At 33.6% G+C, this 12,934-nt stretch carries 15 protein-coding genes and 1 other annotated feature; of the genes, 2 read left to right on the forward strand and 13 right to left on the reverse strand.

Annotation, left to right across the window (positions count from 1 at the left end; genetic code table 11):
- From PTSHG_RS09210 to thrS, 13 genes are all read right to left on the reverse strand, one after another.
- Positions 1 to 3,140, reverse strand: a 3,140-nt coding sequence (locus tag PTSHG_RS09210) for an InlB B-repeat-containing protein (protein WP_162137625.1), incomplete at its 3' end; no start/stop codon positions are given.
- 524 nt (positions 3,141 to 3,664) lie between these two features.
- Positions 3,665 to 3,955, reverse strand: coding sequence for a rhodanese-like domain-containing protein (locus PTSHG_RS04310; protein ID WP_019107657.1), 291 nt, complete (start codon positions 3,953 to 3,955; stop codon positions 3,665 to 3,667).
- 72 nt (positions 3,956 to 4,027) lie between these two features.
- Positions 4,028 to 4,405, reverse strand: coding sequence for a RidA family protein (locus tag PTSHG_RS04315; protein ID WP_019107658.1), 378 nt, complete (start codon positions 4,403 to 4,405; stop codon positions 4,028 to 4,030).
- Between the two features lie 2 nt (positions 4,406 to 4,407).
- Positions 4,408 to 4,773 carry a ribosome silencing factor gene (rsfS, locus tag PTSHG_RS04320; protein WP_019107659.1) on the reverse strand — a complete coding sequence of 122 codons (366 nt, stop codon included), beginning with the start codon at positions 4,771 to 4,773 and terminating at the stop codon, positions 4,408 to 4,410.
- Positions 4,774 to 4,781: 8 nt separating this feature from the next.
- Positions 4,782 to 5,660 (reverse strand): LCP family protein, encoded by an 879-nt coding sequence (locus PTSHG_RS04325; RefSeq protein ID WP_019107660.1) that lies wholly within the window; start codon positions 5,658 to 5,660, stop codon positions 4,782 to 4,784.
- Positions 5,657 to 6,229 carry a bis(5'-nucleosyl)-tetraphosphatase (symmetrical) YqeK gene (yqeK, locus tag PTSHG_RS04330; RefSeq protein WP_019107661.1) on the reverse strand — a complete coding sequence of 191 codons (573 nt, stop codon included), beginning with the start codon at positions 6,227 to 6,229 and terminating at the stop codon, positions 5,657 to 5,659. Before yqeK ends, PTSHG_RS04325 begins: the two co-directional genes overlap by 4 nt.
- Positions 6,219 to 6,827, reverse strand: coding sequence for a nicotinate-nucleotide adenylyltransferase (gene nadD, locus PTSHG_RS04335; protein WP_026088840.1), 609 nt, complete (start codon positions 6,825 to 6,827; stop codon positions 6,219 to 6,221). The genes yqeK and nadD overlap by 11 nt, the downstream gene beginning before the upstream one ends.
- Positions 6,824 to 7,114 (reverse strand): ribosome assembly RNA-binding protein YhbY, encoded by a 291-nt coding sequence (gene yhbY / locus PTSHG_RS04340; RefSeq protein WP_019107663.1) that lies wholly within the window; start codon positions 7,112 to 7,114, stop codon positions 6,824 to 6,826. The genes nadD and yhbY overlap by 4 nt, the downstream gene beginning before the upstream one ends.
- A 21-nt stretch (positions 7,115 to 7,135) precedes the next feature.
- Positions 7,136 to 8,404, reverse strand: coding sequence for a GTPase ObgE (gene obgE / locus PTSHG_RS04345; RefSeq protein WP_019107664.1), 1,269 nt, complete (start codon positions 8,402 to 8,404; stop codon positions 7,136 to 7,138).
- Positions 8,405 to 8,550: 146 nt separating this feature from the next.
- Complete coding sequence (rpmA, locus tag PTSHG_RS04350) at positions 8,551 to 8,850, reverse strand: 50S ribosomal protein L27 (protein WP_019107665.1); 300 nt, start codon at positions 8,848 to 8,850, stop codon at positions 8,551 to 8,553.
- Positions 8,843 to 9,181 (reverse strand): ribosomal-processing cysteine protease Prp, encoded by a 339-nt coding sequence (locus PTSHG_RS04355; protein ID WP_019107666.1) that lies wholly within the window; start codon positions 9,179 to 9,181, stop codon positions 8,843 to 8,845. The genes rpmA and PTSHG_RS04355 overlap by 8 nt, the downstream gene beginning before the upstream one ends.
- On the reverse strand, positions 9,181 to 9,486 hold the full coding sequence (gene rplU / locus PTSHG_RS04360; protein ID WP_019107667.1) for a 50S ribosomal protein L21: 306 nt from the start codon (positions 9,484 to 9,486) through the stop codon (positions 9,181 to 9,183). Before rplU ends, PTSHG_RS04355 begins: the two co-directional genes overlap by 1 nt.
- A gap of 212 nt (positions 9,487 to 9,698) precedes the next feature.
- Positions 9,699 to 11,609, reverse strand: a complete 1,911-nt coding sequence (thrS, locus tag PTSHG_RS04365) for a threonine--tRNA ligase (RefSeq protein WP_019107668.1) — start codon at positions 11,607 to 11,609, stop codon at positions 9,699 to 9,701.
- Between the two features lie 44 nt (positions 11,610 to 11,653).
- Positions 11,654 to 11,832: a binding site (T-box leader), on the reverse strand.
- A gap of 160 nt (positions 11,833 to 11,992) precedes the next feature.
- Between thrS and PTSHG_RS04370 the strand changes: the two genes are divergently transcribed.
- Complete coding sequence (locus tag PTSHG_RS04370; RefSeq protein WP_019107669.1) at positions 11,993 to 12,319, forward strand: hypothetical protein; 327 nt, start codon at positions 11,993 to 11,995, stop codon at positions 12,317 to 12,319.
- A gap of 144 nt (positions 12,320 to 12,463) precedes the next feature.
- Positions 12,464 to 12,934 (forward strand): hypothetical protein (locus PTSHG_RS09900; RefSeq protein ID WP_019107670.1); only part of this gene is annotated, 471 nt, incomplete at its 3' end.

Below are 12,934 nucleotides of genomic sequence, written 5' to 3' on the forward strand. Positions count from 1 at the left end.
GCTGTCTTTTCTACTACTCCGTCTTTCCAAACTGCGTAAACTGTTTTTGCTTCATTTACATTATCAAGAATTCCATCTTCTGGTGCTGTTGCATCTTTTGTGCTTGCCCAACCTAGGAATGTTTTTCCATCTTGTTTTGGTGCATCTGGTGCTGTAACTCCATCTTTTATATCGTCAGTTTTTGTTGTTGAACCGTCAGCAAATTTACCACCGTTTGCGTCAAATGTTATTAGTTTTTCTTCTGACCAAATAGCGTAAACTACTTTGTGGCTGTCTACTGGAGTTTCTGCTGTAAATTTCTTTGTGGCGTCAAGCTTATTGAAAGCTTCAGATGTTACAACTGTTTTTGTTAATTCAGTTTTGCCTTCTTCTGTAACCCAACCAAGGAATGTTTTACCAGTTGCTGTTGGTGCAGCTGGGAATGTATCGCCAGTATTTTCTTTTACATTTGCTCCTGTAAAGCCATTAGCTGTATATCCATCTTCTTGGTAATACTTAACATTGTCTGGAACAACTTTTACAGCTTTTTTGCTTGTGTCTTCAAATTGTCCGTCTGTTGCGTCAAATAACACTCTTGTCTTAACGCGTGTTTCATACCAATCTGATGGAAGTGATGAACCATTAGATGCGTTAAAGATAAGTCTCATATCTTTCTTTAATTCTAACCCTGTTTCTGGATCAGCATCTCTAAGTTCACTAACTGTAGAAAGATCAAGTTCATAAGGCATTGCTTCATATTCTTTATTATTTATTGTAACTTTTTGACTTAAATCTGTGCCTACAACATCGCCCTTGTCATTATATTCATTGGCAGCTGCTTCTGCTTTTCCAACAAGTGTTTTTCCATTGCTTTCAATATAACGCATTCTGATTTTACCGCCGTCATATTGAGTGAAACCTTCGATTTTTCCTGTCTTTGCCATGAAGTCTTCTTTATCTGCTGGTACAAGTCTTGGGTCTTTATAAATTTCGTCAGTACCTGTCTTATAATCATTTGTGAATATTTCTTGATAAGGTACATAAGTTGACTTGTCAATACCAACTGAAGATAAGTCTTCCGCATGGTCAACCCAAGCCATTCTTTCGTACTTTTCAGCTGATTTTTCAAGAGGCTTATATTTAAACCATGAGGTTAAGTTTTCTTCCTTTTCGCCTGCCGCATTATAAGCTTCAACAATTATGTCTTTTCCAGGTTCTAGTTTCTTTGTGTTGATCCAGAAATTTCCACCTGATGGATCTATCCCTCTATTTGGAGTACCATCAAGTATCTTATCTTTATCAGAATATTGCCATAATCCACCTTTATTAAATACTAGTTCTTTTTGTTCTGTTTTACCTTTTAATGTGTAGTAAACTTTGAAAGAACCTTTGTCTTTTCTATAAAGGTGCATATTTATATTTCTGTCTTTCTGTAACTTTAATTTAGCAGCACCTTGGTTGTACTTAGAACCATTATGAGTTTCTAAGAAGTTTACAGGACCTTCGTGGTCAGCTGCATCTGGAATTAGAACTCTGAATTTTTCTCCAGCTTTAATTGTTGCACCTTCACGAAGAGTCAGTTCATAAAGACCTACGCCAATATTCTCAATTTGTTCAAAGCCCTTTTGACCATCTTTATGACCTGAATAATAACCTTGCATTGTTCTAATAAATGCTTCTTCAGGATCTCCTACTTGGATCATAATTTGTTTACGAGCAGGGTCTTGTGTAGTATCAATCATGAAGGATTCACCTTCATCTACTACATGGTCATTGTCATAATCTTTTTCAAAAATAGTCCAGCCTGTTGGGTTTGTTTCAGCCCATCCTGTCATTATATCAAAGTCAACTTTTGTAGTTCCTGTAGTTTCAAAAGTATCTTGTAATTTCTTTTTATCTACAACATAATCAATGGCAGTATAGTAGAAGCCACCTTGGTTGATCTTGCCGTCAAACTTGTCAAGGGTAACTACTTTTACACCGTCTTTTACAAAGTTTTGTTGTCCAAATACAATGTAGGCAACTTTCTTGTCATTAGAGTAATTGATATTCTCTAGAGCAACACCAACTTTACCTACACCCTTAACTTCTTTTCTGTTGGCATCAAGCATATTTGTATAAGCAATGTTTCCTGCCGCATCCGCTTTTAGGTATGGCACAAGTTTTGCGTCAAAAGCTTGAATAAATCCTGCCGGTTTTCCGTCCTTAACATCTTTTGGATTCGTGGAATCACGTTCTGCTTGATACTCAGTTCTTAAAATACCTAGCTCTGATGTGTCGCTATAATTTTCCGGATTTGCAATAAATTCAGACATCACAGCTCTTTGGAAGGCAAATTTCTTGCCATCTTCTTCTTTTGGTCCTCTTAAGAATAAACCATCAACGTTACTTTCTATAGGAATAACAGTTTGCTTTGTGTAAACTGAATAGTCAATTGAACTTCCCTTAGGAGCAAAGGCATAAATTCTCTTTGAGTTTTTATCTACAAGTCTCATTTGAATTTTAAGATTTTTACTTCCTAAATCTGTAAATGCCAGACCTTCTTTTAGAACAATATTCATTGGAATGTTTGTTCTGTTTTGGGTTCTAGCACCGACCATACCATTGATATCTAAAGCTTTTTCATTTTTTCCATTTGATTGAGTTAGTTTATATTCTTTACCATCGCTACCGATGCCGTAAGATTTTTCAAAATCAATTTTGTCATATAAATCGTCATCAAATCTAAGAAGTATTCTATTCCAAACAGCTGAAATAGCCGCTGATTTTTCCATGTAAACAAATCTAAGGTTTGTTCTGCCATTGGCGTCAACAAAGTATCCTTGGTAGTTAATATCTACATTTTCAATTGGATCCGATGTTGTTACCCTTACTATTTTTTGAGTTGGTTCTATACCTATATTTTGGTTTAGTGACCAATAATCTTTGTCATTGTCTGTTACACCTTTATTGTCCCAATTAATTGTATCAACTATATTTTTTGGATAAGCTCCTTGGTTTTCTGGTGCTCTTCTTATTGTATCTTGTACTGCAGCTGTTGGATTTGCATAAACTGCATAAGGTACTATTGGACCTGCTAATGTCAAAGCTGCAAGAGATAAGGAAATTCCTTTTCTTATTGACATTTTGTTAAAGGTTTTTGATTTTTTATTTTTATCCATATTTTCTCCCTTCAAATTTGGATTATAACTACTTATTTACTTACTTAATAAATATCCTCTTAAAATTTTTCAGTGAATCATCTCCTCCATCTGAAATTATAAACTTTTCTTTTAATTAGATTTATAATTTATATATTGTATTTTGCCTATAGTCCCAGATTTTTAATTATATGGATATATTATAGCAAATTATGACTCTTTTTTCCACTTAAAATGTTTTGATTTTATAGTATTTATAATAGTTTGAGTATTTTTTACCCCCCCCCTATTAAAAATAGTATATTATAAATACAATCCTTTAATGTTGTCAAGCTTGTATTGCATTAGTTTAAATCTATACTTTGTCTTGAATACTCATTTCAAGATATATTTATTCTTTTTTTTTAATTTTATTTTTTCTTAGCATTTACTTTGCAATTTCTTATATTTTTTTATTTTTTCTACAAAAAAATCCCACAACTTTTGTCGTGAGATTTTGTCCTTTTTATTTTATTTTCTAAATTTTAATCTATACAAAGGGATAATTATTTTGTTAAGTCGCCCTTGTAGTCCAAGATGCCTCCCGCTAAATTTACTGCGTCATATCCAAGTTCGCAAAGATAAGCTGAAACTTCATAGGATCTTATACCTCTTCTGCAGAGGATATATATTTCTCTGTCTTTTGGAATTTTATTTAACTTGTTTGGCACTGTCATCATGGGAATGTGAACTGCTCCCTTTATTGTTCCCGTCTCTTTTAGCTCAATATCCTCTCTCACATCAATGATGTAAGCATCTTTAACATTGTCTATTTCATTTACATTTATTTCTTTCATCTTTACCTCAAATTTTGTCTAAATTTTCATTTGCCATTAAAAAAGACCCCGAAGGGTCTATCTTTTATATAATTATTTTACTGCTATTGCTTCGATTTCGATTAATGCTTTCTTTGGAAGGTTAGCTACTTCAACACAAGATCTTGCTGGCTTGTGAGTGTTAAAGTATTCTGCGTAAACTTCATTTACTGCTGCAAAGTCATTTATATCGTCTAAGAATATATTTACTTTTAAAACTTTTTCTAGGCTTGAGCCTGCTTCTTCTAGGATTGCCTTGATGTTGTCAAGACTTCTTGCTGTTGCTTTTTTGATGTCTTCTGACACAAGTTCGCCTGTTTCAGGAATTAGTGGAATTTGTCCTGATGTAAAAATAAAGCCATTTACTTCTGTTGCTTGTGAATAAGGACCTACTGCTGCAGGTGCTTTGTCAGTGTGTAGAATTTGAACCATAATTATTGTTCCTCCTCATTAATTTTTTCGTTGTTTTCACTATTTTCGTTATCTTCCCACAATCTTTCGAGCTTATAATATTCTCTCTCATCCTTGTGGAATACATGTACTATTATATCACTAAAGTCTAAAATTATCCATCTGCTAGAATTTTTGCCTTCGCTGTGGATGGGTTCTACTCCTTGTTCTGATAATTTTTCGTCTATTTCTCTTGCTAGAGCATCTACTTGAGTTGATGAATTACCGCTTACTATTACAAAATAATCTGCGATTGATGTCATGCTCTTAATGTCCATTACTTTTGTATCGATTCCCTTTTTTGATTCGCAAGATTTCAAGATGATATCTAATTTTTCTTCTACTGTCATTTTTCCTCCTATTTAAAATTATATTCAACTAGCATTACTTGTATTTTATTTTCATTTGGCACGAAGTATGATACTCCTCCCATATATTTTGGTATGCCTGGAAGTGTATTTGTTGTTATGTCTTCTGTACTTATGCCGCGCATATTTAGGGCTACTTTTATAAGTTTTTTCACTGGTATATTGTTTTCTGAGTAGTTTATATATGAGCTAAGAAGAAGTGGCACCTTGATCATTGTCTTTGGTTCTTTCATTTTTGATAAAAGTGCTGACATAAATTGTTGTTGTGCCTTTACTCTTCCAAGGTCGGCATCTTTGTAGCCTTTTCTATATCTCAAAAAGCCAATGGCATCGTAGCCATTTAAGGTTTGTGTCCCTTCTTTTATATCAATTGTCAAAGGTGGGTCTGCTGTTGGGTCCTCATATTTCATGTCTAGTGGTACATCCACTGTAACTCCGCCAATTTTATTTACCACGTCTTCTACAAATCTATAGTCAACTGTGACATAATATTTTATGTCTGTACCAAGCAAATTATTTACTGTGTCAAGTGTTAGCTCGCTTCCTCCATACTTGAAAGAGTGGTTTATTTTTGTCTTTTTGTAGCCTTTTATCTTTGCGTAAGTATCTCTTGGTATGGAAATTATGTTGACTTTTTTGCTTTTGCTATCTACATTTACTACCATTATTGTGTCAGACCTTGCGTTGTCTGCTTTTTTTGAGTCTAGGGAGTCTACTCCAAGCATTAAAAACTGGAGGTCTTCGCCTCCTTGGTCTACTTTGCCACTGTCTTCGTCGCCTAGGAAATAAAAGTATCCTGCGACTCCTGCTAGTGCCAAGACCAGTACGACTATTATTGTCGTTATAAAAGCTTTAAAAAAAGTTTTCAAATATTCATCTCCTTATAGTAATTCCTAGCAAGGACTGTTTCAACTACTATGTAATTGTCATGTTCTACTAAAAATTTTAGGGTGTTATTTAAGGCAAAATACATGGCAGCGTCTAAATCTTTTTTGGCAAGTTGTCTCGCCTTTTCTACGCCGTCAAAATTTCTCATAGGTTCAATATAATCTGCCAAGAAAATTATTTTTTCAAGGTCAGACATATTGGGTCTTCCTGTTGTGTGATAGCTTATGGCATTTAGGATGTCTTGGTCTTCTATTTTGTAATGTTCTTTTGCAAGAAGAGCTCCCAAGTGGGAATGAATGATTTGTGGTGCTTTTTTCATCTCATCTGTCAAGAGGAGTTCTCTTTTCTTTGCTTCTTTTATTAGTTTTTTTTCATCTCTAATTTTTGCACAATCGTGCAGAAACCCAGCTACTTCTGCCTTTTCTAGGTCTACATCATGAATTTTTGCAAGCTCTATGGCAGTGTCTCTTACCCTAAGGGTGTGGAGAAATCTCTTTTCGCCAATTCTTTCTTCTATTTCGGCTTCATACTTTTTTAAATTATATGTCAAACTTGTAAAACCCGCTTTCCTTTATATAATTCACTACTTCTTCAGGAATTAAATATCTAACAGATTTTTTATCCTTTATTCTCTCTCTAAGTTCTGTGGATGAGATTTCATAGAGAGGTGTGTGGATAATCTCCACCTTTGTGCCATAGTTTTCATCTAAAAATTTAAGTTCCCTATTTATTTCGTCTATGTCAATGTATTTTGGTCTCAGTGCAACTACAAATTCTATTTCCTTTGATAGTTCTTCAATTTTTTTCCAAGTTTTAAGTTGGAAAAGTGTGTCAAGACCTATTAAGAAAAATAGTTTTTCTTCTTTGTAGATTTTTTTTAACTCTCTAACTGTATCCACTGTGTAGGAAAGTTTTACCCGAGTGGTCTCAAGGTCTGAAATCTCAAAATCTGGATTGGACTCTATGGCAAGTTTTACCATCTCATACCTGTCCTCTGCCGAAACATCAAGGTCCTTGTGAGGAGGATTGCCCGTAGGTATAAAAATAATTTTGTCAAGACCAAGCTCTTCCTTTAAATATTCACAAATCATGAGATGACCGTAGTGAATGGGGTTAAAAGTTCCTCCAAAAATTCCATATTTTTTCATGGCAATTCTATTTTTTTATTTTCTTTTGATTCTCTATAAATTGTTAGCTTCTTGCCAATTTTTTGCACAAATTCTGCCCCAGTTTTTTCTAATATTTCGTCTACAATTTCGTCAACTTCTACTGGTGCATTTTGCAAAACTTTTATCTTTACAAGCTCATGGTCTTCTAAAAGTTTATCCATTTGCTTTAAAAAGCCTTCATTGATACCATCTTTTCCAAGTTGGATAAGTGGGTCAATATTTTGTGCAAGACCTTTTAGGTAAGCTCTTTCTTTTCCTGTTAACATTCTATCTCCTATCTATTTTAATTATTCAAAAAATTCAAATTCGTATCCGCCAATGAATACAGAACAGCCATCATGTGCCCCAAGTTCTTCTAATTTTTCCACAACCTTATTCTTTCTTAGGTTTTCTTGGAAATATTTTAGTGAGTCATAGTTGTCAAAATTAGTGGAGCGAAGGAGTTTATCAATGTATGGGCCTTCTACAAAGTATTCCCCATTTTCTGCAAATACTTTTATGCCTTCTTCTCTTGTCACTTCTTCTACGTGCTCTTCGTCATAAGTCTCGTGGTCTTCATAGTCCACTTCTTGTAGACTATTATATGTTAGCTTAATTAATTTGTCCAAGTTTTTTGTTGTGGCACAAGAACCTGCTATAATCTCGTATTTGTCGCCAAATTCCTCTTCTAATTTTTTTAAATTTTCTTCTGCTCCTGGCATATCCATTTTGTTGGCAAAAATTATTTGCTTCTTTTCTCCCAACTTTTCATTGTATCTCACAAGTTCTTCATTGATTTTGTAAAAATCTTCCACTGGGTCTCTGTCTTCAGATCCAGAAATGTCAAGGACGTGAATTAGTATTCCCGTTCTCTCAACGTGTTTTAAAAACTCATCGCCAAGTCCAATTCCCTCAGATGCCCCTTCAATAAGGCCCGGTATGTCTGCTATTACAAAGGACTCTCCCTCATCCACTCTAACTACTCCAAGGTTTGGAGCAAGTGTAGTGAAGTGATAGTTTGCAATCTTTGGTCTAGCAGATGTTACTATGGAAAGCAGGGTTGACTTGCCTACATTTGGAAATCCAACAAGTCCAACATCTGCTAAAAGTTTAAGCTCGAGAACAACTTCTCTTTCTTCTCCAACATTGCCTGCTTGGGCAAAAGCTGGTGCTTGTCTCGTTGAAGTTTTAAATCTGGCATTGCCAAGTCCACCCTTGCCACCCTTGCAGACTGTTACAGACATATTGTTTTCCTTTAAGTCATAGATAACGCCATTTGTTTTTGCATCTCTAATTAGTGTGCCTACGGGAACTTTTAGGATAATGTCCTCGCCATCTTTTCCAAATTTTAATTTGTTCATGCCGTTTTGTCCATTTTCGGCCTTGTATTCTCTCTTGTATCTAAAATCCATCAAGGTGTGTAGTCCAGAGTCAGTCATTACAATTACATTTCCGCCTCTTCCACCGTCGCCACCAGCTGGTCCTCCTGCTGGTTCATACTTTTCTCGTCTCCAAGCGACAGCTCCATCTCCACCTTTGCCGGCTTTTAATTTTATTTTTGCTATATCTATAAACATATTTACCTCGCATTTTCTAAAATTATATCACACAATTGTAGTGAAAACTTGAACCTTATGTCAAATATGTAAAATCTTGGTGAAATTTTAGATTTTACTAGAATTATAAAGAAAAAAATAAAAGCAAGGTTTCCCTTGCTTTATCTTTATGCTAATTCAACTTTTTCTTCTTCGAAAACATTGGCGTATTTCTTTCCGCCCTTGCCCTTAGTTGTGAATCTCACGATTCCATCAGCTGTAGCAAATAAAGTGTCATCAGAACCCTTCATAACATTTTCGCCTGGATGGATTTTTGTTCCTCTTTGTCTAACAAGAATATTGCCAGCTAGAACAAATTGACCATCGCCTCTTTTAACTCCAAGTCTCTTTGAGTTTGAGTCACGGCCGTTCTTAGAAGAACCTGCTCCCTTTTTTGAAGAAAAAAGCAATAAATCAAATTTAATCATTTTGCACCTCCACATTCTTTAGTGTCAAATATTCTGGGTAAGCTTCTTCAATAAGCTCAATTCCCATTATCATAAATTCAAAACAAGTTTGAACATCTCTTCTTTTAAAAAGATTACTATTTAAAATTTCTATTTTTAACATTCCGTCGCCTTGAGAATCTTTAATTTCACTTTCACTTATGCCAAGCTTATTTATCAGTGTAAAATACAGGGTTTGAGTGAGAGTCGAAATACTAGAGCAGACAATTTTATCAAATTCGCCCTCTGCGTGACCACAAGACTTAAATCCACAGTAATAATCGCCCTTTTTGTAAAGGTCAATCCTAGTCATTAGTTAATACCTGAAATTTCAACTAAAGTGTATGGTTGACGGTGTCCGTTTTTCTTTCTTTCGTTTTTCTTAGATTTGTATTTGTAAACAACAACTTTTTTTGCTTTGCCTTGAGCTAATACTTTAGCTTCAACCTTTGCACCATCAACATATGGAGCACCAACTTTAGGTTCATCTCCTGATACAAAAAGAACTTTGTCAAAAGTTACATTGTCGCCTTCTTTTACATCTAATTTTTCAACTCTAATTTTGTCGCCAGCTTCAACAACATATTGTTTTCCGCCTGTTTCAATAATTGCGTACATTGTAGCACCTCCTCATTACAAGACTCGCCATCATAGGCACTATGTTTAAAACCTAATCTGTGCGGTTACATCAATGTATTTTATCACAAGGACTTATCTTTGTAAAGAAATTATTTGCTATTTTTGAACAAATCCTCGTAAAAAAATAAGCAGACTTTCACCTGCTTAGATTTTATCTTTATTTACTAATTTTTTCAATTAAAATTTTAAAATTAGTTAGTAATTGTCTTGTTTTTTATTTCTTCTTTAAGTGATGCGATAAATTCATCTACATCAACGTCTTGAACTTCTTCTCCACTTCTCTTTCTAACAGAAAGTTTGCCAGAAGTTTCTTCTTTTTCTCCAATTACTAGCATATAGTTAATCTTTTTAACTTGTGCTTCTCTAATTTTGTAACCAACTTTTTCTGCACGGCCATCAAGATGAACTCTAAGTCCTTCAGCGTTAAGTTTGTCTGCAATTTTTTCTGCATAATCTTTAAATTTATCAGATACAGGAATTACTTCAACTTGAACTGGAGATAACCATAGTGGGAATTTTCCTGCAAAGTGTTCGATTAGGATTCCCATAAATCTTTCAACTGATCCAAGTAGGGCTCTGTGAAGCATTACTGGTCTTTTTCTTTCTCCATCTTCATCAACATAAGTTAAGTCAAAGTTTTCTGGAAGTTGGAAATCAAGTTGAATTGTACCACATTGCCAAGTTCTTCCAATGGCATCTTCTAGGTGGAAGTCAATCTTAGGACCATAGAAAGCACCATCGCCTTCATTAATTGTGTATGGAAGTTTCTTTTCTTCTAGTGCTTCTTTTAATGACTTTTCAGCCAAGTTCCATGATTCAAGGTCTCCCATGAAGTCATCTGGTCTTGTTGAAAGTTCAATTGTGTACTTAAATCCAAAAGTTGAATATAGATAATCTGCTAAATCAATCATCTTGAATACTTCATCTTTTACTTGTGAGAATAAGCAATAAACGTGAGCATCATCTTGAGTAAATGTTCTTACTCTAAATAGTCCGTGTAATGCTCCAGAAAGTTCATGTCTATGAACAATTCCGTATTCTGCAAGTCTTACAGGTAAATCTCTATAAGAGTGATTATTTGAATTGTAAACTAAAATTGAACCAGGACAATTCATTGGTTTAACTGCATAGTCTCCATCATCAATTTTTGTGAAGTACATATTATCTTTGTAGTGATCCCAGTGTCCTGATCTATGCCACAAGGCTTCATTTAAAATAATTGGTGTTTGGATTTCTCCATAACCATTTTCTTCAAGGACAGCTCTCCACCAATTTAGTAAAGTGTTTCTCAAAATCATTCCATTTGGATGGAAGAATGGGAATCCAGGTCCTTCTTCGTGCATACTAAATAATTCAAGTTCTTTACCTAGTTTTCTGTGATCTCTCTTTTCAGCTTCTTCGCGTCTTTCAATGTATTCATCTAATTGTTTTTGTTTTTCAAAGGCAATACCGTAAATTCTTTGTAGCATCTTGTTGTTTGAGTCTCCTCTCCAATATGCACCTGCAATTGAAAGAAGTTTTATTGCCTTAATTTTTTTAGTTGATAGAAGATGTGGTCCCTTGCAAAGGTCAGTGAAGTCGCCAATCTTATACATTGTAATCTTTTCATCTTCTGGAAGGTCTTCAATTAGTTCAAGCTTGTAATCTTGATTTTTTTCTTTGAAGTAGTTAAGAGCTTCTTCTCTTGAAACTTCAATTTTTTCTACTGGAAGATCTTTTTTAGCAATTTCCTTCATCTTATCTTCAATTGCCTTTAAGTCTTCTTCTACAAATCTGTGTTCAAGGTCTAAATCATAATAGAATCCTGTTTCAGTTGAAGGTCCAATTGCAAATTTTGCTTCTGGGTAAAGTTCCTTTATGGCATAAGCCATTAAATGAGATGCAGTGTGCCACAAAATTCTCTTTCCTTCAATATCTTCGAATTTTACAACTTTAAAGTCGCTATCTTCATAAATTTCATCATCATTTCCTAAAATTTCTCCATTTACAAGGGCTCCAAGAGAGTCTCTAAGAAGACCTTGAGAAATGTCTCCAGTAATTTCTTTTACCTTTACTCCACTTTGGTATTCTTTTTCTGAGCCATCTGGTAATTTAATAATCATTTTTTCCTCCTAAAATTAAAAATAAAATAAAAAAAGCCATCATCCCAAAGGACGATGACCGTGGTTCCACCTTAATTAAACTCGAGGGATTTAACGCATCCATACGCCATAGTTTGCTATGGGACTCCAAGTTAGTTTTCAAAAATATAAAATTAGAAATTTTCAGCTGCCATTTCCTCTCTAAGAATTTTATATAATTTACTCTTCTTATCAAAGCCATTTTTAAAATTGCTATTATATTATCACAAAGTTTTTAAAAATTCAAGAGTCAAGAGAATTTCTTCTCTCAACTTACTAACATTTATTACCCACCAGAAAATTTTTAAAACAAAATTTTTCTATTTTTGATATAATTTATTAAGAAAAATTATTTGGGGGCAAATATGAAAAACAATCTAAAATATCTTTTTATTCTGATTATACTTATGGGTTCTATACCAATTCTTCCTGTCCTTGAAGAAAATTTTTATGGATTTTTTGCCTTTTTAAATTTTTATGGTCTAAGTTCCTTTGCCTTACCTATTTTAATTTCACTGCCCCTTATCTATAAAAATAAAAATTTCTATTTTCTCTATATTTTACTTATTCCAATCCTCTACAATAACTTCTTTATTATTTATTTTTTCAAGCTTGTGGACTATTCTTTCACTTCAATTATATTTTTTGTATTTGGTTTAGTCTTATCTCTTTACTTAGTTAAAAGAAAATAAAAAAACTAGATAAATTATACAAAAGATAATTTTTTTAATTTCCACATTATGTAAGACTATATTTTAAAGCATATTTCTTATTCACAGATCTTCACAAGGGTCATGTGTGTATAAAATAATTATTTTAGGAGATGTAAAAGTAAAATGAACTATGAAACCCAAATTAAAATGTTCAAGCACTTAATTCCTATTGGCGAGAGAGATTCAAAAGACCTTATAAGTTATCTCAAAAATAAATTTGACCTTGTTGAACTTAATTTTTCAGAATTACCTCCTTACAAGAAGTATATGCTTAGTGAAAATGCAAAATATTACGTAGGAAATGTTAAGTTAAATGTTGAGATAAAAGAAATGTCCTTTCGTCTCTTTAAAATTATAGAAAATGAAAAAAGTATAGAGTATGTGGATCCTCATGAAGCTGAACATGGTAATTTTCTTTTTTTTATACTTGAAGAAAAGACTAAATATATGTCTACAAATAGTGGTAAACTTCTAATAGAGATGACTTATGTTTCTGGTGTTTCTAAGGAATCTTACCTTGAAGAAGATGATGTATTTAAAGATTTGCTTTCTAAGTTAATGTTTGATTACCTTGATGACAATAAATTTTTATAT

The organism is Peptoniphilus senegalensis JC140 (assembly GCF_000321025.1).
GTDB lineage: Bacteria > Bacillota > Clostridia > Tissierellales > Peptoniphilaceae > Peptoniphilus_A > Peptoniphilus_A senegalensis.